Annotated in this window: 18 protein-coding genes; 8 read left to right on the top strand and 10 right to left on the bottom strand. The window is 72.0% G+C overall.

Going from position 1 to position 18,563, the window contains the following annotated elements; genetic code table 11:
* Window positions 1-21: 21 nt before the first annotated feature.
* On the bottom strand, window positions 22-1,626 hold the full coding sequence (locus BJ984_RS05735; RefSeq protein WP_179547215.1) for an FAD-dependent oxidoreductase: 1,605 nt from the start codon (window positions 1,624-1,626) through the stop codon (window positions 22-24).
* A gap of 82 nt (window positions 1,627-1,708) precedes the next feature.
* On the opposite strand from BJ984_RS05735, the gene BJ984_RS05730 reads away from it, so the two are divergent.
* A complete protein-coding gene (locus tag BJ984_RS05730; protein ID WP_179547214.1) occupies window positions 1,709-1,888 on the top strand; it encodes a hypothetical protein in 180 nt (59 codons plus the stop codon).
* A 72-nt stretch (window positions 1,889-1,960) separates the two neighbouring features.
* Here the strand turns inward: BJ984_RS05730 and argG are convergent, their stop codons facing one another.
* A complete protein-coding gene (argG, locus tag BJ984_RS05725) occupies window positions 1,961-3,400 on the bottom strand; it encodes an argininosuccinate synthase (protein WP_179547213.1) in 1,440 nt (479 codons plus the stop codon).
* A 55-nt stretch (window positions 3,401-3,455) separates the two neighbouring features.
* On the opposite strand from argG, the gene BJ984_RS05720 reads away from it, so the two are divergent.
* Entirely contained in the window at window positions 3,456-4,811 is a 1,356-nt protein-coding gene (locus tag BJ984_RS05720) for an alpha-amylase family glycosyl hydrolase (protein ID WP_179547212.1), read from the top strand.
* Window positions 4,812-4,854: 43 nt separating this feature from the next.
* Here the strand turns inward: BJ984_RS05720 and BJ984_RS05715 are convergent, their stop codons facing one another.
* The 3 genes from BJ984_RS05715 to BJ984_RS05705 all read right to left on the bottom strand — a co-directional run bounded on the left by BJ984_RS05715 (window position 4,855) and on the right by BJ984_RS05705 (window position 7,346).
* Window positions 4,855-5,187 carry a hypothetical protein gene (locus BJ984_RS05715; protein ID WP_179547211.1) on the bottom strand — a complete coding sequence of 111 codons (333 nt, stop codon included), beginning with the start codon at window positions 5,185-5,187 and terminating at the stop codon, window positions 4,855-4,857.
* 65 nt (window positions 5,188-5,252) lie between these two features.
* Window positions 5,253-6,131 carry an HpcH/HpaI aldolase/citrate lyase family protein gene (locus tag BJ984_RS05710; protein WP_179547210.1) on the bottom strand — a complete coding sequence of 293 codons (879 nt, stop codon included), beginning with the start codon at window positions 6,129-6,131 and terminating at the stop codon, window positions 5,253-5,255.
* Window positions 6,132-6,452: 321 nt separating this feature from the next.
* On the bottom strand, window positions 6,453-7,346 hold the full coding sequence (locus BJ984_RS05705) for an SDR family oxidoreductase (protein ID WP_179547209.1): 894 nt from the start codon (window positions 7,344-7,346) through the stop codon (window positions 6,453-6,455).
* A gap of 120 nt (window positions 7,347-7,466) precedes the next feature.
* Here BJ984_RS05705 and BJ984_RS05700 point away from each other — a divergent pair, with 120 nt between their 5' ends.
* The gene (locus tag BJ984_RS05700; protein ID WP_179547208.1) at window positions 7,467-9,473 is read left to right on the top strand and encodes a glycoside hydrolase family 15 protein; all 2,007 of its coding nucleotides are present in this window, start codon (window positions 7,467-7,469) and stop codon (window positions 9,471-9,473) included.
* Window positions 9,474-9,508: 35 nt separating this feature from the next.
* On the opposite strand, the gene BJ984_RS05695 is transcribed toward BJ984_RS05700, so the two are convergent.
* Window positions 9,509-10,288 (bottom strand): GntR family transcriptional regulator, encoded by a 780-nt coding sequence (locus BJ984_RS05695; protein WP_179547207.1) that lies wholly within the window; start codon window positions 10,286-10,288, stop codon window positions 9,509-9,511.
* Between the two features lie 102 nt (window positions 10,289-10,390).
* On the opposite strand from BJ984_RS05695, the gene BJ984_RS05690 reads away from it, so the two are divergent.
* The 4 genes from BJ984_RS05690 to BJ984_RS05675 all read left to right on the top strand — a co-directional run bounded on the left by BJ984_RS05690 (window position 10,391) and on the right by BJ984_RS05675 (window position 14,456).
* On the top strand, window positions 10,391-11,161 hold the full coding sequence (locus BJ984_RS05690; protein WP_173183073.1) for a nucleoside phosphorylase: 771 nt from the start codon (window positions 10,391-10,393) through the stop codon (window positions 11,159-11,161).
* Window positions 11,162-11,260: 99 nt separating this feature from the next.
* Window positions 11,261-12,226 carry a nucleoside hydrolase gene (locus tag BJ984_RS05685; protein WP_179547206.1) on the top strand — a complete coding sequence of 322 codons (966 nt, stop codon included), beginning with the start codon at window positions 11,261-11,263 and terminating at the stop codon, window positions 12,224-12,226.
* Window position 12,227: 1 nt separating this feature from the next.
* Window positions 12,228-13,205: an adenosine deaminase gene (gene add / locus BJ984_RS05680; RefSeq protein ID WP_179547205.1), complete on the top strand. Its 978-nt coding sequence runs from the start codon at window positions 12,228-12,230 to the stop codon at window positions 13,203-13,205.
* A 138-nt stretch (window positions 13,206-13,343) separates the two neighbouring features.
* Window positions 13,344-14,456 carry a BMP family lipoprotein gene (locus tag BJ984_RS05675; protein WP_179547204.1) on the top strand — a complete coding sequence of 371 codons (1,113 nt, stop codon included), beginning with the start codon at window positions 13,344-13,346 and terminating at the stop codon, window positions 14,454-14,456.
* A 93-nt stretch (window positions 14,457-14,549) separates the two neighbouring features.
* On the opposite strand, the gene BJ984_RS05670 is transcribed toward BJ984_RS05675, so the two are convergent.
* The 4 genes from BJ984_RS05670 to BJ984_RS05655 all read right to left on the bottom strand — a co-directional run bounded on the left by BJ984_RS05670 (window position 14,550) and on the right by BJ984_RS05655 (window position 17,378).
* On the bottom strand, window positions 14,550-15,020 hold the full coding sequence (locus tag BJ984_RS05670; RefSeq protein ID WP_246306435.1) for a hypothetical protein: 471 nt from the start codon (window positions 15,018-15,020) through the stop codon (window positions 14,550-14,552).
* A 146-nt stretch (window positions 15,021-15,166) separates the two neighbouring features.
* Window positions 15,167-15,790, bottom strand: a complete 624-nt coding sequence (epsC, locus tag BJ984_RS05665; protein WP_271206417.1) for a serine O-acetyltransferase EpsC — start codon at window positions 15,788-15,790, stop codon at window positions 15,167-15,169.
* Between the two features lie 25 nt (window positions 15,791-15,815).
* Window positions 15,816-16,754 carry a cysteine synthase A gene (gene cysK, locus BJ984_RS05660; protein WP_173183069.1) on the bottom strand — a complete coding sequence of 313 codons (939 nt, stop codon included), beginning with the start codon at window positions 16,752-16,754 and terminating at the stop codon, window positions 15,816-15,818.
* A 156-nt stretch (window positions 16,755-16,910) separates the two neighbouring features.
* Window positions 16,911-17,378 carry a DUF4190 domain-containing protein gene (locus tag BJ984_RS05655; protein ID WP_179547203.1) on the bottom strand — a complete coding sequence of 156 codons (468 nt, stop codon included), beginning with the start codon at window positions 17,376-17,378 and terminating at the stop codon, window positions 16,911-16,913.
* Window positions 17,379-17,590: 212 nt separating this feature from the next.
* Here BJ984_RS05655 and BJ984_RS05650 point away from each other — a divergent pair, with 212 nt between their 5' ends.
* Window positions 17,591-18,526, top strand: coding sequence for an aldose 1-epimerase family protein (locus BJ984_RS05650; RefSeq protein ID WP_271206416.1), 936 nt, complete (start codon window positions 17,591-17,593; stop codon window positions 18,524-18,526).
* Window positions 18,527-18,563: the final 37 nt, after the last annotated feature.

Below are 18,563 nucleotides of genomic sequence, written 5' to 3'. Positions count from 1 at the left end.
GGAAGACGGGGGCCCGCACCCCTACACGCTGTGCCGGTGACGCGTGCGCGGCAGCGTCGGCAGGTCGCTCAGCGCCGGCCCCTCCAGCCGCGTGCCGTCGGCCGCGAACCGCGAGGCGTGCAGCGGGCAGTCCCAGCTGCGCTCGGAGTCGTTCCACGCCAGCACCCCGCCGAGGTGCGGGCAGACCGCGCTGACGGCGCAGGTCGTGCCGTCCACCGTCGAGATGCCGACGGGCCGCCCTCCCGAATTCGCGACCACGCCCTCGCCCTCGCGCGGCTGCGGCACCGGGGTCGACCGCGTCTCGGCGCCCAGCCACCCCTTGACCGTCTGCAGGCCCACGGATGCTCCTGCCGCCGCCCCCTTGGCCAGGTCGGCCGGCCGCGTGAGCCGCGTGCCGAGCACCGTCTGCCAGTGGGCCCGATCACGCCGGGGCGTCCCGGTGAGCTCGTCGGTCAACCGGATGGCGGCCCCCGCCGAGTTCGTCAGCCCCCACTTGGCGTAGCCGGTCGCGACGTGGACCCGTCCCCGGCCGCGGGGCAGGGCGCCGACGAACGGGATCAGGTTGTGCGACTCGTAGTCCTGCGCCGACCAGGCGTGGGTCAGCCGCGCACCGGGCCACTGCTCCTCGGTCCAGCGCTCGAGCTGCTCCACGCGCTCCTTCTCGGAGCGGTCGCCGGGCCGTCCGACCGAGTGGCCGTCGCCGCCGATGACCAGCAGCTCCGTCCCCTCGTGCGGGGCAGTGCGCACCGACCGCGAACCCTCGGCGGCCGAGTCGCCGACCGAGATGAACATGCCGTCCGGGAGTGCGCCGGGACGGGCATCCGGAACCTCGAACGCCAGCCCGTAGCTGCGAAGACCCTCGACCTTCGTGAAGTAGAGGCCCCGGTCGAGGATGGGCGTCGCGGTCGCGAGCACCACCGACTGCGCCCGCAGCTCGCCGCGGCTGGTGCGGACGTGCGCCGGCTTCGACGCTCGCACCCCCGTGACGCGGGTCTGCGTGTGCAGCACCCCGCCGAGACCGGTGAAGGCGGCGGCGAGCGCCTCCAGCACGTCCATCGCGTCGAGCTGCGCCTGCTCGGGCAGGGCCACGCCGAAGGCGAAGGGGAACGGCACGTCGACGTCGTCGGGCGTGACGAGCGACACCGGCAGCCCGGCCTCGCGGGCGGCGCGGTACTCGGCGTCGACCGTGTCGGCCGCCTTCGGGTCGGCGTGCTGGGCGTAGCTGTAGGCCGTGCGGTACTCGACCGGCACGCCCTGCTCCTCGCAGAAGCCCAGCAGCCACTCCTGCCCGTCGCGGTTCATGGCGGCATAGGCCTTCAGGATGCGCGACGAGTGGTGAGAGCGGATGCTCGAGAAGCGGCTGCCCTGCAGCAGCGACACCTTCCCGGTCGTGTTGCCCGACGCCAGCGCACCGATGTCGAGGGCTTCGAGCACGACGACGCGCTTGCCGGCGCGGGCCAGCCGGAGGGCGGTGATCAGCCCGGTCAGGCCGGCGCCGACCACGGCGACGTCGTAGACGGGGGTCGGGTCGAACGGCGTCGCGACGGATGCGCGGGCGGGCCGGTCGCGCCAGAGCGAGCGTCCGGCGGGCGGCTGGGCCGAGGCACTGGGGTGAGTGGGGGACATCTCCTCAGTACACTCCTCCCGCTGCCCGAAAGGTGCGTAAGTTGGAGGGGTTGCAGCTATCGACTTCCCCGAGAGGAACGGCATGTCCGACGTGAACGACCGAATCGAAGACCCCGATCTGACCGACATCGGCGCGGAGGACGTCGATCTCGACGAAACCGTCAGCATCGACGAGGTGCAGGAGGACGACGCGGAGGAGATCAACCCCGTGTTCGGCGACGACCAGGAGGTCATCGCCGACAACCTCAACTACGACGAGTAGCGGTCACGCGAACGGCCCCGGCCGCCCGGCTCGATGAGCGGGCGACCGGGGCCGTCGTGCGTGTGCAGGCCGTCAGTCGGTGCCGGCGTCGAACGCGGCGCCCTCGGAGGCCGCATCCGTCGCCCGCTCCAGCGCATCCTCGGAGTCGGAGACGTGCCCGCCCTCGAGGATCGAACTCGCCTCGCCCTGCTCGAGCTCGCCCACCAGCTCGGCCGTCGCGCCGCCGATGATGCCGGCCAGGGCGTACTGCTCGAGCCGCGCGCGCGAGTCGGCGATGTCGAGGTTGCGCATCGTGAGCTGGCCGATGCGGTCGTCGGGGCCGAAGGCGGCGTCGCCGACGCGCTCCATCGACAGCTTGCCGGGGTGGTAGCTGAGCGCCGGGCCCGTGGTGTCGAGGATCGTGTAGTCGTCGCCGCGGCGGAGGCGCAGCACGACCTCTCCGGTCACGGCCGAGCCGACCCAGCGCTGGATGGACTCACGGAGCATCAGCGACTGAGGGTCGAGCCAGCGGCCCTCGTACATCAGGCGGCCGAGGCGGCGGCCCTCGGTGTGGTAGTTCGCCACCGTGTCCTCGTTGTGGATGGCGTTCAGCAGGCGCTCGTAGGCGATGTGCAGCAGCGCCATTCCCGGGGCCTCGTAGATGCCGCGGCTCTTGGCCTCGATGATGCGGTTCTCGATCTGGTCGCTGACGCCCAGACCGTGCCGCCCGCCGATGGCGTTGGCCTCGAAGACGAGCGCGACCGCGTCGTCGTACTCGACACCGTTGATCGCGACCGGCCGGCCGGCCTCGAAGCGCACCGACACCTCCTCGGTGGCGACCTCGACGTCGTCGCGCCAGGCGGCGACGCCCATGATCGGCTCGATCAGGTCGAGCCCGGCCGAGAGCTCCTCGAGGCGCTTCGCCTCGTGGGTGGCGCCCCAGATGTTTGCGTCGGTGCTGTAGGCCTTCTCGGTGGAGTCGCGGTAGGGGAAGCCGCGCTCGACGAGCCACTCGCTCATCTCGGTGCGGCCGCCGAGCTCGCCCACGAACGAGGCGTCGAGCCAGGGCTTGTAGACGCGCAGGCGGGGGTTGGCGAGCAGCCCGTAGCGGTAGAACCGCTCGATGTCGTTGCCCTTGTAGGTGGAGCCGTCGCCCCAGATGTCGACGCCGTCCTCCTTCATGGCGCGCACGAGCATCGTGCCCGTGACGGCGCGGCCGAGCGGCGTGGTGTTGAAGTAGGTCTTGCCGCCGGAGCGGATGTGGAAGGCGCCGCACTGCAGCGCCACCAGGCCCTCCTCGACCAGGGCGGCCTTCGCGTCGACGAGGCGGGCGATCTCGGCGCCGTACTCGAGTGCGCGGCCCGGCACCTTGTCGATCTCGGGCTCGTCGTACTGGCCGATGTCGGCCGTGTACGTGCAGGGCACCGCGCCCTTCTCGCGCATCCACGCCACCGCGCAGGAGGTGTCGAGCCCTCCCGAGAATGCGATGCCGACGCGTTCGCCGACGGGGAGCCTGCTCAGAACCTTGGACATGCCCTAAATCCTATGGTCTCGCCGCACCCGCCTCGGAACGGTGTTGACTGACGGCATGAGCTCCTGGGTCGACCACGTGATGTGGTGGCATGTCTATCCGCTCGGCTTCACGGGGGCACCCGTGCGTCCCGAGGCGGGTGAGGGCGCGTCGGCGGATGCTCCGGCCCACCGCCTCGGCCGCATCGAGTCCTGGCTCGACCACGTGGTCGACCTCGGCCTGAACGGCCTCGCCCTCGGCCCCGTCTTCGCGAGCTCCACCCACGGCTACGACACGACCGACCACTTCCGCATCGACCCGCGGCTCGGCGACGAGGCCGACTTCGACCGGCTGGTCGCCGCCGCGCACGAGCGGGGAATCCGCGTGCTGCTCGACGGTGTCTTCAACCACGTCGGACGCGCTCATCCGGCCTTCGCGGCCCTCGAGGAATCGGGGCCGTCTGCCGCGACCGCGGCACTCTTCCGGGTCGACTGGCAGGGCTGGCAGCCCGGCGACCCCGTGCGGGCCGACGTCTTCGAGGGGCACGACCAGCTCGTCGCGCTCGACCACTCCTCCCCCGCCGTGGCCGACCTCGTGGTCGAGGTCATGACCTACTGGCTCGGCCGAGGCGCCGACGGCTGGCGGCTCGACGCGGCGTACGCGGTGCCGCCGGCGTTCTGGGCGCAGGTGCTGCCGCGGGTGCGGGACGTGCATCCGGACGCCTGGTTCACGGGAGAGGTGATCCACGGCGACGCGCTCGCGATCGTGGCCGAGTCGGGGCTCGACTCGCTCACCCAGTACGAGCTGTGGCAGGGACTCTGGCACGGCATCGCCGACGCGAACCTGTTCGAGCTGAAGCATGCGGTCGAGCGCGGCAACGAGCTGCTCGAGGGCTTCGTTCCCACCACCTTCGTGGGCAATCACGACGTGTCACGCATCGCGTCGGCGATCCCGGATGCGCGGCATCTGCCGCACGCCCTCGCCCTGCTGTTCACCCTCGCCGGCACGCCGATGGTCTACGCGGGCGACGAGTACGGGCTGCGCGCCGTGAAGGAGGAGCGGCTCGGCGGCGACGACGCGGTGCGGCCGGAGTTCCCGGACTCGCCGCCGTCGGTGGAGTCGCTGCCCTCCTCGCTGCCGGGCGCCGGGCCGGATGCGCGCGAGCTGCTCGCTCTGCACGGTGAGTTGATCGCGCTGCGGCGGCGGCACGCGTGGCTGCACTCGGCACGGTCGGACGTGCTGCACGTCACGAACACGGCGCTGGTCGTGCGCACGGCCACCGGATCGGGCGCGGTGGTGACGGCGCTGAACATCGGCGACGAGGCCGTCGCTGTGCCGGCGGGCGGCGCCTCGGCGGTGCTGGCGGGCTCGGCGTCGCTGGCGGCGGGCCGGGCGAGCCTCCCGCCGCACGGCTGGGCCGTGCTCGGCGACTGACCCGCCCGCTCGACCTGACACCTCTCGTGTCAGGTGGGGCGGGTCAGGCCTCGGTGTGGGAGGCCGACTTGTCCTGCAGGAACTGGCAGAGGGCCGCCGCGACCGCGAGTTCGGCCACCAGTGCCTGGAGGTCGAGCGACGAGAGCTCGAGGGGCTTGGTGCGCTCGCCGAGCGTCACGGTCCAGTGCGGATCGCCCACGCTCGCCGGCTGCATGTAGATCTCGGTGGTCTCGTTCTTCAGGGGCACGACGACGAGGCCGGTGTCGGCACCATCGCCTCCATGCTGCACCAGGACGTTGATGAGCTGACCCCCCTCGCGGGTGGTGCGGAACTCATCGAGCCAGGCCTCCAGGGTCTCTTTGCTGCGGAACGGCATCTGCCGATGATATCGGGCGCCACCGACACCGGGGGCGACGGTGGCCGAATTGCGGCTGAGGCTCCCTAGAGCGGGCCGACCCCGAACGCGCGCGCGAGCCGGTCGATCTTCTCGGCACGGCCGAGGCGGGGCAGGTCGCTGCCGTCGCGGATCACGCGGCCGCGCGCCTCGAAGTCGGCGAGGAAGTCGCGCGCCCAGGTCACGTCGGACTGCGTCGGGCTGATCGCCTCGTTGATCACGGGGAGCTGATCGGTGTCGAGGCAGAGCTTGCCGGTGAGGCCCAGTGCGACCGCGGTGGCCGACTGCTCGCGCAGCACGGGGTGGCTCGACGAGACGGTCGGGCCGTCGATCGGGCCGGGCAGCCCGCCCACGCGGCTCGCCACGACGAGGCGCGAGCGCGGGTAGGCCATCGCGATGTCCTCGGCGCTGGTGCCGGTGTCGCGGCGGTAGTCGCCGCTGCCGAAGGCGAGCCGGAAGGCACCGCGGGCCCGCGCGATGTTCACCGACTCCTCGATGCCGAGGGCCGACTCGATCAGCACGAGCACGGGGGTGGTGCCGCCGAGGCGGTCGTAGGTCTCGGTGACGTGCGAGGCGTCCTCGGTCTTGGCGAGCATCACGCCCTTCAGGCCCGGCAGGCCCTTGAGCTGGTCGACGTCGTCGCTCCAGAAGTCGCTGGCGCGGTCGTTGATGCGCACCCAGGCGCTGCCGCCGCCGCTCAGCCACGCGGCGACGTCGTCGCGCGAGGAGTCCTTGTGCTTGGGGTCGATCGCGTCCTCGAGGTCGAGCACGAGCTGGTCGGCGCGCGAGCGGGAGGCGCGATCGAAGTCGTCGGTGCGCCGCGCCGACAGCAGCAGCCACGAGCGCGAGATCTCGGCGGGCACCTCGTGCCGCTCGGCGGCGGGCGTGGGCGCGCTGGTCGGCGTGGTCGTGGTCTCTGACGTCATGGTGCTTCTCTCTTCATCGACAGGCTGCCCCTCAACCCTACGGTCCCCCGCCCCACCTCCCGAATTGCGTGCATAACGAACGCAAGGGGCGGACACAGGGTCACCCCTGCATCCGCCCCTCAGCCCCCTGCCGCGAGCCCGAACCACCGCGCCCGCTCTACGGCGACCGGTTCTCCATCCCAACTCGCCCCCGACAGGGCGCGAGTGACACGGTTGCGCCGAACCGCGAGGCCCCCGGCCTCGCCCGGCCGCGCGCGAAGCGCGCAGCCGCCGCTCGAGCGCCCGGCGCGACGCAGTCGCACCGGGCCCTCAAGCCTGCAGCTAGTGAGTGGGTGATCCCCCGGTGACGGCGATCGTCTCGCCCACGACGTAGCTCGACTCCTGCGAGGCGAGGAACACGAAGGCCGGAGCCAGCTCGACCGGCTGGCCGGCGCGGCCCATGGGGGTCTCGCTGCCGAACTCCTCGATCTTCTCGTTCGGCACGAAGGCCGGCTGCAGCGGCGTCCAGACGGGGCCGGGGGCCACGCCGTTCACGCGGATGCCGCGCTCGATCAACTGCTGCGCCATGGCCCGGGTCCAGTTGGCGATGCCCGCCTTCGAGACCGCGTACTCGGCGAGCGAGGGCGACGGCACGAAGCCCTGGATGCTCGACGTGGTGATGATCGACGCGCCCGGCTTGAGGTGCGGCGAGGCCGCCTTCGTCAGCCAGAACAGCGGGTAGATGTTGGCCTTCAGCACGTGGTCAAGGGTTTCCGTCTCGAAGTCGTCGATGCTGTCGACCGTGGGCATGGTGCCGGCGTTGATGACGAGGATGTCGAGGCCACCGAGGCCCTCGACGGCGTCGGCGACGACCTGCTGGTCGACGGCCTCGTCCTGCAGGTCGCCCGGCAGCAGCACGGCGGTGCGGCCCTCGGCGCGGATCAGCTCGGCGACCTCCTCGGCCTCCGCCTGCTCCTCGGCGAGGTAGCTCAGGGCGACGTCCGCACCCTCGCGGGCGTAGGCGATGGCGACGGCGCGCCCGATGCCCGAGTCCGCTCCGGTGATGAGCGCCTTGCGGCCGGGCAGGCGGCCGGTGCCGACGTAGGTGGTCTCGCCGTGGTCGGGGGCCGGGTCCATCTTGCGGCTGTCGCCGGGGCCGTCCTGCTGCTGCGGCGGGAACGGGGGGCGGGGGTACTGGGTGGTCGGATCCTTGGGGGTGTACATGGTGTCGGACATGGCCGCCACGCTACGACGGTCGCCCCGGATCCGCTCGGGGCTTGCAGACAGCTGGCAGTCGGCGTACTCACGGGCGCGAAGCGGTGCCGTGCGGTGCGCGCAGGGCCATGATCGAGAGCGATGACCACCTCACCGGCCGACGCCGCACCCCAGCTGCCCACCCGCTACGTCGACCTGCGCGACTACGCCGCCATCGGGGACGGCCGGACTGTCGCCCTGATCGCCCTCGACGGGCAGGTCGACTGGATGCCCGTGCCGGCCCTGCACTCGCCCCCCGTCTTCGCGGCCCTCGTCGACGGCCCCGGCGGCGGCCGCTTCGAGCTGCGCCCCGAGGACGACTTCACGGCCGAGCGCGAGTACGTCACCGGCACCAACGTGCTGCAGACGACGTTCACCACCGCGACCGGCGTGGTGCGGGTGACGGATGCGCTGGTCACCGGTGTGGCCGGTCGGCTGCCGTGGCTCGAGCTCGCCCGGCGGATCGAGGGGCTCGAGGGGTCGGTGCCGATGCGGTGGGCGGTCGTCCCGGGAGCCGTGTTCGACGGCCTGCAGGACGACGGGGCGGGGCTGGACGACGGGAGCGAAGGCGGCGACACGGACGGCAGCGACAGCTCGGCCCGCGGGGACGACGCGGGACGCGCATCCGGAACCGCCGACGACGGGGGCGGGAACGGCAGCGACATCCCCGGGGTCAAGCGCGTCGACACCGTGCACGGCCCCATCCTGCGCGTCGGCCAGATCGACCTCGTGCTGGTCGGCAGCGAGCACGGCCGCCTCGACCCCTCCGAGCCGGGCGACGGGTTCCCCGAGGGGCCGCTGTCGTTCTACGGGGCCTTCACGGCGTCGGCCGGGTCGCGGCACCTGCTGACGCTCTGCGGCACCGACGACGAGCCGATCCACGTGCCGGTGCCCGAGAACGTCGACCGCGGCATCGACCGCTCGATCGAGAGCTGGCAGGCCTGGACCCGCGAGTTCGACGGCCCGGACGGCGACGAGGACGACGAGTGGACCGACGTCGTGCAGCGCAGCGCCCTCGCCCTCAAGCTGCTCATCTTCAGCCCCACCGGCTCGATCGCGGCCGCCGCCACCACGGGCCTGCCCGAGAACCGCACCGGCGGCAAGAACTACGACTACCGCTTCGCCTGGGTGCGCGACCTGGCCTACACGGTCGGCGCGCTCGTCGAGTTCGGCCTGCGTGAGGAGACGCACGCGGCGGTGTCGTGGGTGCTGAAGACGCTGAAGCAGTACGAGGGCGAGCTGCACATCTTCTTCCGCCTCGACGGCTCGCTGCCGGGCCGGATGCACGACGCCCCCGCCGAGGGCTGGCGCGGCATCGGCCCCGTGCGCGTGGGCAACGACGCCAGCGACCAGCTGCAGCTCGGCGTCTACGCCGACGTCGTGGGCATCATGGCGCGCTACGTGGATGCGGGCAACATCCTCGACGAGCGCACCAGCGAGCTCATCGTCGCCTTCGCCGACGCGGCCTGCCACGAGTGGCCGAAGAAGGACTCGGGCATGTGGGAGCTGCCCGAGGAGGAGCACTACGTCTCGAGCAAGGTCGGCTGCTGGCAGGCGATCACCGACGCGCTGCACCTCGCCGAGATCGGCGAGATCAAGCCGAGCGAGGACGACCTGTCGCACTGGCGGAAGAACCGCCGCCTGATCGAGGAGTGGGTCGCCGAGCACGGCTGGAGCGAGGAGCGCGGCGCCTACCTCATGCACCCCGGCAGCGACCGGCTCGACGCGTCGATCCTGCTGCACGCCGACCGCGCCTTCGGGCCGCGCTCGCGCATGGACGCCACCATCGCCCGCATCGACGAGGAGCTCTCGGCCGGCCCGCTGCTCTACCGCTACAGCGGTGTCGACGAGGAGGAGGGCACCTTCGTGGCCTGCGCCTTCTGGCTCACCGAGGCTCTCGCGCGCACCGGGAGGGTGGGCGATGCGACCGAGCGGATGCGCGCCCTGCTCCCCCTCGCCAACGACGTCGGGCTCTACTCCGAGATCATCGCGGCCGACGACCACGCGTTCCTCGGCAACCTGCCGCAGGGGCTGAGCCACCTGGCGCTGATCAACGCGGCGCTGTCGATCCGCTCGGCCTCGTCATCCGAGTCGTCGTCGTCGGAGTGAGCTGCAGCCTGCGTCTCGGCCGGGGCTGACCGCTCTCAGCCCTGCGCGATGGTGAGGCTGCCGAAGCCCTGGGTGATGAGGTTCTTCGCCAGGTAGATCGGCTTGCCGTCGAGCAGCACGTTGTGCGTGAGCACCAGCACCGGGGCCTTCGCCGGCAGGCCGATCGTGCGGCCGCGCTCGGCGCCGGCCCGGCCGACCGAGACGTCGTAGACGGCCGGCCCGAGGCGGCCGCCCAGCACGTCCATCACGGCCGCGAGGAGGCTGCGGCCCTCCGTCTGAAGCTCCGGCAGCCGGGCCGCGAGCTCCGGGCTCCGCTCGGCCAGCACCGCTCCGGCGGGAAGCACCTCGAGCATCTGGGCCACCGGCTCGTCGTCGCGCTTCAGCACGTTCTCCTGCACCCAGGTGTCGTCGTCTGCCCCGAGCTGCAGCCCGCGGGTGATGAAGTCACTCGTCGGCTGCAGCTCGTGCAGCGTTCGCACCACCTCGATGGCGACGTCGCCGGTCGCGGCGATCGCCTCGAGCGGGCGCAGCTGCTCGAGACCGACCTGCGGCAGCGCTTCGGCGACGAAGCGGCCGATGCCCCGGCGGGTGCGGATCAGGCCGTCCTCCTCGAGGAGCATCAGAGCCTCGCGCACCACCGTGCGGCTGACCCGGAGGGCCACGCCGAGATCGGCCTCGTTCGGAAGCAGCGAGCCGAGCTCGACCCTCCCGCCGCGGATCGCCTCGGCCAGCGAGGAGTAAACGGCTACCCGCAGCGGCTGACCCGTGGGCACCACGAGCGGGTCGAGCCGGAGGGTGGTGACTGCAGCTGCCATGGACGTTCTCCTCGTCGCGCGGACGTCGGTGCCGATCATCCGTCGGTCATTGACGCCGAGCCGGATGTATAACATCATACTCACTCAAGACAGGGAGACACCATGGCAACGACAGCGGTCGACAAGAACTCGGTCGGACTCGGCGAGCGGCAGTACCACATCGGGATCGCTCCGGGCGAGGTCTCGACGGTCGCCCTGCTGCCCGGCGACCCCTTCCGGGTGCCGATGATCGCGGAGTTCCTGACCGACGTGAAGACCGTCGCGCACCAGCGGGAGCACCTCACCATGACCGGGCTCTACAAGGGGCGGCTGATCACGGCGACCTCCACCGGCATGGGCTGCCCGTCGACCGCCATCGCGGCCGAGGAGCTGATCCGGGTCGGCGTCACCTCGCTCATCCGCGTGGGCTCGTCGGCCGGGCTGCAGACGGGCATCCGCCCCGGCGACCTGCTCGTCAGCGAGGGCACGCTGCGGAACGACGGCACGACGGCCGCTTACGCGCACCCGGGATACCCCGCCGTGCCCGACCTGCAGATCGCGACCAGCCTCGCGGAGACCGCACGGTCTCTCACCGCGGGCACCTCGACCACGGTGCACTCGGGCCTGAACGTCAGCGATGACGCGTTCTACGCCGAGACGCCGGAATGGATCGCCGAGCTGAACGGCCTGGGCATCCTGAACGTGGAGATGGAGAGCTCGGCCCTGTTCGTCGTCGCGCGACTGCGCGGGGTGCGGGCCGGGATGATCTGTGCGGCTTCGAGCAACCTGCATGACGGGACGAGTCTGTACGACGGCGTCAAGGAGGCGCTGGCGGCGGGATGGATGACGAGCATCGAGGCCGCGCTCGAGACCGCGGTGCGGCTGGAGCTGTGAGAACTCGGTTCTTCCGTAACACCGTTGACACATTGGACGTATAACATCCAACTTCATACCCGCTCCCGCCATTTTGGCCCGCCCTTTTGGAGAGAACCGATGAGCCCCGCACCCCTGTACGTCGACTGCGACACCGGCATCGACGACGCCCTCGCGCTCGGCTGGCTGGCCGCGTCGCCCGAGGTCGAGGTGGTGGGAGTCGGCACCGTGAGCGGCAACGTGTCCGCCGCCCAGGGCGCCCGCAACACGATCGACGTGCTCGCGCTGGCCGGCCGGTCCTGGCCGGTCGCGGTCGGCGCGGCCGAGCCGTCCGAGGGCGGGTTCACCCGGTCGGGCTTCGATGGAGGTGCCACGCACGTGCACGGGCCGTCGGGGCTCGGCGGATTCTCGGCGCCCCTCGCCGCCGCCAGCCCTCTCGACGTCGACGCCGCCGAGCTGCTGATCTCGCTGGCCCGGGAGCACGGCGGAGCGCTGCGCATCCTGGCCGTCGGCCCGCTGACCAACCTCGCGGAGGCCCTGCGCCGGGAGCCGGCACTGCCCTCCCTGATCGCCGAGGTCACGATCATGGGCGGCGCGGCGCTCGTGCCCGGCAACATCTCGCCCGTCACCGAGGCCAACATCGGCAACGACCCCGAGGCGGCCCAGGCCGTGCTCTCGGCACCGTGGCCGGTCACGCTCGTGCCGCTCGACGTGACGCTGGCCCATCCGCTCGACGAGGCCGGCCGCCACCGGCTGCTCGACTCGGGACGGCCTCTCGCCACCGCGCTCGGCGAGATGCTCGACTTCTACTTCGACTTCAACTCCACGTTCTACGGCGAACGCCGCTCGGCGCTGCACGACCCGCTCGCGGCGGCCATCGCCACCGGCACGGTGCGCCCCTCGGTGGCGCCGCGGGTGCACGTCGAGGTCGACACCACCGACGGGCCGGGCCGGGGCCAGACCATCTGCGACCTGCGCGGTCGCTTCCTCGGGCATCCGGACCAGCCCGGCGCGCACGTGCGGGTCGTGCTCGAGCTCGGCTCCGACTTCGCGCCCGTGCTGCTCGACCGGCTGCTGGAGGTGTGACGTGCTGATCGATCTGCACTCCCATCTCGAGGGGCGGCTGCGCCCGTCGACGGCCGCCGAGCTCGCGGGGGCGGCCGGCCTGTCGCAGCCGCCGGCGGGCTGGGCGGATGCTCTGCAGCTCACCGGCCCCGCCGACCTCACCGTCTACCTGCAGAAGGTGGCGTCGAGCTACCCGTTCTTCCGGCGCCGCGAGATGCTCACCCGGATCGCCCGCGAGGCGGTGGAGGACGCGGCCGCCGACGGCGGGGACTACCTCGAGCTGCGCTTCGGACCGGCCACCCACGTCTCGGAGGCGCTGCCGCTCGACGAGGTCGTGGCGGCGGTCTGCGAAGGGGTCGCCGACGGCGTCGCCCTGACGGGCATGCCCGCGGGCGTCGTGGTGGCCGCGCTGCGGCACCACTCGCCCACGGTCAACGAGGAGGTCGCGGCGAGCGCCGCGCGCTTCGCCGGACGCGGCGTCGTCGGCTTCGACCTGGCCGGCGACGAGCTGCTCTTCCCCGCGCTGGAGCCGCACGTCGACGCCTTCCGCCTCGCGCGGGCCGCCGGGCTCGGGCTCACCTGCCATGCCGCCGAATCGGCTCCGGGCCGCGCCGCGCGGTCGGCGGTCGAACTGCTCGGCGCCAGCCGGATCGGGCACGGGGCGCACCTCGCGAGCGACCCCGAGGCGCTGGCCTGGATCGTCGATGAGGGCATCGTGATCGAGATCTGCCCGACGTCGAACTGGTACACCGGGGCCATCCCGTCGGTGGACGCGCATCCGGCGGGGCTGTTCGCCCGCGCGGGTGCGGCCCTCGCGCTCGGCGACGACAACCCGGTGCAGACCGGGTCGCCGCTCTCGGCCGAGCGGGCACTGCTCGGCCCGGCCCTCGGCTTCACGGCCGCCGACCTCGAGCGGCTCGACCGCACCAGTGCGGCGGCGGTCTTCGCCGACGACTCGGTGCGGGCGGGTCTGATCGCGGCGGCGGGACGAGGGCGATAGGCACTCGTCTCCCCCAGCACCACCGCACCACCGCACCACGCATCACCTGCAGCACCTGCAGCACCTGCAGCACCGATCAGCTCCACCCGCACCACCTGCACCGTTCCGACACCGCATCAGCGAACCCTGGAGATCACGATGACCCTCACCACGAGAACCCGCTTCCTCGGCCTCGGCTCCGTCACGGCCGCCGCCGCCCTCGTTCTGGCGGGCTGCGCCAGCGCACCCGAGACGGAGGCGGGAGCATCCGGAACCGCCGCCGGCGACTTCCTGCCGTGCGCCGTCTCCGACCTGACCGGGTTCAAGGACGGCCAGTTCAACGAGCTCACCTACGACGGCGTCGCCCAGGCCGCGGACGAGCTCGGCGTCGACACCCGCACCGCCGAGTCGACCTCGGAGGACCAGTACGCCGGCAACATCTCGGCCATGGTGAACGAGGACTGCAGCCTGATCGTGACCGTCGGTTTCGCGCTGGCCGCCGCCACCCGTGACTCGGCCGCCGAGAACCCCGACATCGACTACGCCCTGATCGACTCGGCCGTCTCGGACGACGACGGGACGCCGGTCGAGGTCGACAACGTCAAGCCCGTGCTCTTCGACACCGCCCAGGCCGCCTACCTCGCCGGATACCTGTCGGCCGCCGCTTCGAAGACCGGCGTCGTCGGCACCTACGGCGGGATGCCCTTCCCCTCGGTCACCGTGTTCATGGACGGGTTCGTCGACGGCGTCGCGAAGTTCAACGAGGCGCACGGCGCGGCGGTCAAGGTGGTCGGCTGGGACAAGGCGGCCCAGGACGGCCTCTTCGTCGGCAACTTCGACGACCAGGTGCAGGCCAAGACGCTGAGCGAGGGCCTGCTCGACCAGAACGTCGACGTGATCATGCCGGTGGCCGGTTCGCTCTTCCTCGCGTCGATCGAGGCCATGAAGGACCGGGGCGTCGACGGCGCCATCCTGGGCGTGAACAACGACGCCTACGAGGCCGAGCCCGAGGGCGCTCCCTACTACCTGACGTCGGTGCTGAAGAACCTGACGACCGCCGCCTCCGAGGTCACGACGGCCGCGGGCGCCGGCGACTTCGACAGCACCCCCTACGTCGGCACCCTCGAGAACGACGGCGTCGGCATCGCGCCGCTGCACGACTGGGAGAGCCGCATCGACCCGTCGGTGATCGCCGAGCTCGACCAGCTGAAGGCGGACATCATTGCCGGCACCGTCGTCGTCGAGTCGCCGTCGTCGCCCTCACAGGGCTGATCCAGGAGCGGCGGGGCCTCCGCCGAAGGGTCTTGCCTCGGGCCCTTTGCCTCAGGGCCTCTGCTTCGGCAGGGGCCCTTCGGCGTGGGCGGCTCAGGGGCGCGCTTCGTGGTGGCGGCGGCCGTGGGTGCGGCGGTCCTCCTTCATCTCCGCCTCGAAGAGGTGGCGGCGGCCTTCTGCGAGCTGGTCGCGGGCGTCTCGTTCGGCGGCCTTGAAGGCGGCGTAGTAGTCGTCGTCGAAGTCCTCCACGATCTGGAACGTCCAGCGGCCCTCGATGACGTTCCGCCCCACGATCTCGGTGTCGATCCGCTCGGCCAGCTCCTCGTGGCCGGCGTCGCGCAGCAACCCGACGGCCTCGCCCAGCGCGAGGTCGGCCTTGCCGGTCAGACGATGGAAGCCGTAGAGGAATCCGCGGGCCTGCTCCATCACCTCGAGCGCCTCCGACAGCTTGCCGAGCGCCTCGACGGTGGCGTCGTCCACTCCCTCGGGCCGGCGGTGGGCCGCATCGGGCCCGCTGTCGCGATCGGTGGGGTCGGGCATCCGTTCGTCTCTCTGCTCGCTCATGCTTCGAGCTTGCCCCGATGACGGATGCGCGACCACCCGGGTTGCGCGGCCGACCCGGCGCGGCGTGACGCGGCTCGGCGTGACGCGGCTCGGCGTGACGCGGCTCGGCGTGACGCGGCTCGGCGTGACGCGGCGTGACGCGTCGGTCAGATGTAGATGCCGGGGTCGAGGTAGAAGGCGGGGTCGGTGAGCGAGCCGGGGCCGGTCGAGGCGTGCTGCGAGAGGTCGCGGGCCGGGATGCCGACGAGGATGGCGCCGGCGGGTGCGTCCTTCACGACGACTGCTCCTGCACCGACGCTCGAGTCGGAGCCGATGTGCACAGGCCCGAGGATGGTCGCCCCCGCGCCGACCGTCACGCGATCGCCGAGCGTCGGATGCCGCTTCTCGCGCCGGGTGCTCTTCCCGCCCAGCGTCACCGCGTGGTAGAGCATCACGTCGTCGCCGATCACCGCGGTCTCGCCGATGACGACGCCCATGCCGTGGTCGATGAACAGGCGGCGCCCGATGCGGGCACCGGGGTGGATCTCGACCCCGGTGAGGAACCGGGCGAACTGCGACAGAAGCCGCGCGGGCAGCCGGAGCCCCGGGCTGCGCCACCACCGATGCGCGACCCGGTGCACCCACACGGCGTGCACCCCCGGGTACGCCAGCACGATCTCGAGCCCCGACCGCGCCGCCGGATCACGCAGCCGCGCCGTCCGCACGTCCTCCCGGAGCCGCGCCCGCGCGCGGGCGAACCCGCCCGCCGGCAGCGCCGACCGGTCGCTCACGCCTCGCCTGCCCGCTGCCCGCGCGTCAGTCGCCCAGTCCGGCCCAGAGGGGCGTCGAGATGTAGCGCTCGCCCAGGTCGCAGACGATGGCGACCACGGTCTTGCCCGCGTTCTCGGGACGCTTCGCGACCTCGAGGGCCGCCCACATGATGGCACCCGAGGAGATGCCGGCCATGATGCCCTCCTCGCTGGCGAGCTCGCGGCCCACCCGCAGGGCGTCGTCGAGCGAGACGTCGATGATCTCGTCGTAGACCTCGCGGTCGAGGATGTCGGGGACGATGTTCGCGCCGATGCCCTGGATCTTGTGCGGGCCGGCGGTGCCCTGAGTGAGCAGGGGCGAGTCGAGCGGCTCGACGCCGACGACCTGCACGCCCGGCTTGCGCTGCTTCAGCACCTGGCCGACGCCCGTGATGGTGCCGCCGGTTCCGATGCCCGCGACGAAGATGTCGACGGCGCCGTCGGTGTCGTCCCAGATCTCCTCGGCGGTGGTGGTGCGGTGGATCTCGGGGTTCGCGGCGTTCTCGAACTGGCGCGCCAGGATGGAGTTGGGGGTGGCGTCGACGATCTCGTGCGCCTTCGCGAGCGCACCGCGGATGCCCTCGGGGCCGGGGGTGAGCACGATCTCGGCACCGTACGCCCGCATCACGACGCGACGCTCGGTCGAGGCCGTCTCCGGCATCGTGATGACGACCTTGTAGCCGCGTGCGGCGCCGACCATGGCCAGCGCGATGCCGGTGTTGCCGCTCGTGCCCTCGACGATGGTGCCCCCGGGCTTCAGCTCGCCGGACTTCTCGGCGGCGTCGATGATGGCCACGCCGATGCGGTCTTTGACGCTGTTGGCGGGGTTGTAGAACTCGAGCTTGCCGAGCACCGTGGCGTCGATGCCCTCGGTGAGCCGGTTGATGCGCACGAGCGGGGTGCGGCCGACGAGCTGGGTGACGTCGTCGTAGATGCGAGCAGCCATGGGTACCGTCTTTCTGGGAGCTTCTGGAGCGTGAACTGGTCGTGGAGCGTCGCTGCCAACTCTAGTTCGCCAGGCTCCGCAGAGCCCGAATGTTGCGGCGGGACGACGAAGCCCCGAGGGCGACCCTCGGGGCTTCGGTGCGAATCAGATGCGGGATCAGCCGCAGGTGTAGGTGGTGCCGTCGACCTCGTAGACGCCGGGGCCGAGGTCGGCGCACTGGGCGATGACACCACCGAGCACCACGACGAGGATGATCGTGCCGATGATCTGCAGCACCAGTGCGACGATCGAGATGATCAGACCCGCCTTGGCCGGCGTGTTCTTGACCCCGGCGGCCTTGGACTGGCGACCGGCGATGACACCGGTGATGATGCCCGCGATCGGCGCGACGAACGCGAGGAAGAAGAAGCCCACGATGCCGAGCACGAGGCTGACGATGCCGAGCGTCTTGCCGGGCACCACCTGACCCTGACCGGCGGGCGGAGCGGCGTTGTACTGCGGCGCTGCGTTGTACTGAGGGGCGGCCTGGTAGGGCTGGGCGGGCTGCTGACCCTGCGGAGCCTGGTACTGCGGTGCGGCGGGAGGCGGCGTGGGTTCGCCCGGGCGCTGGCTGTCGTCGGTCATCGTCGTGTCCCCTTCAGTTGATGAGCAGGTGCATCACGAACCTACCGCGAAGCTCCTGCACAGGCTCGGATGCGCGGCGGACCGTCCACAGATCAGCCCTCCGCTGCCCGGCCGGGAGCCGACGAGGCGCTAGCGTGGAGGCGCGATCAGGTCCACCGACCGACGTCGCGTGCCTGCCGTCCCGTCTCGCCTCGTCTGAAAGCAGCTCTGCCGTGAACGCCTCCCGCCGCCCCCTGTCCGGATCGCGGATCGACCTCGAAGCCGGCGACTACCGCGCCTCGATCGCCAGCATCGGCGCCACGCTGCGCCTGCTCCAGCACGGGGGCCGCGACCTCGTGGTGCCGTTCGGGCTCGACGAGCTGCGCCCGGCCTACCGCGGCGCCACCCTCGCGCCCTGGCCGAACCGCGTGGTCGACGGCCGCTACACCTTCGACGGCATCGACCAGGTGCTGGCCCTCACCGAGCCCGCCCGCGGCCACGCCCTGCACGGGCTCGCGGCCTGGCTCGACTTCGCGGTGCTCGAGCGCGACGCCTCCCGCGTCGTCCTCGGCGCGACCGTAGAGCCGCAGGCGGGCTACCCGCACCGCCTCGAGCTCGCGGTCGAGTACGCGCTCGACGCCGACGGCGGCCTCCGCCAGTCCGTCACGGCCACGAACGTCTCCGGGACCCCCGCGCCCTACGGCACCGGCCCGCACCCCTACCTCGTGGCGGGCCCCGGCCCGGTCGACGAGTGGATGCTCACCCTCCCGGCAGCGGAGGTGCTCACCGTCACGCCCGACCGTCTCATCCCGGTCGCGATCGCCGACGTCGCGAGCGAAGACAGCGGGGTCTTCGACTTCCGCACCGAGCGCCTCATCGCCGACACCTTCATCGACCACGCGTTCCGCTCGCTCTCGCGCGACGCCGACGGCACCGCGACGGTCACCGTCCGCTCCCCCGAGGGCACCGCCACCGCGATGACCTTCGGCGCCGAGTGCGCCTGGGTGCAGGTGCACACGGCCGACAACGTCGACCCCACGATGCACCGCGCGGGCCTCGCGGTCGAACCGATGACCTGCCCGCCCGACGCTTTCAACTCGGGCACCGACCTCATCGTCCTGGCGCCGAACGAGTCGACCACCGCCGCCTGGACCATCGCCGCGGTCTAACCCGCCCACATTGAATCCAGATCCGCGCCCGGCCACC

Origin of the sequence: Herbiconiux flava (assembly GCF_013409865.1) — a bacterium.
Taxonomy (GTDB): domain Bacteria; phylum Actinomycetota; class Actinomycetes; order Actinomycetales; family Microbacteriaceae; genus Herbiconiux; species Herbiconiux flava.
The sequence above is the reverse complement of the archived record's forward strand: the minus strand, read 5'-3'. Positions and strand labels throughout refer to the sequence as shown.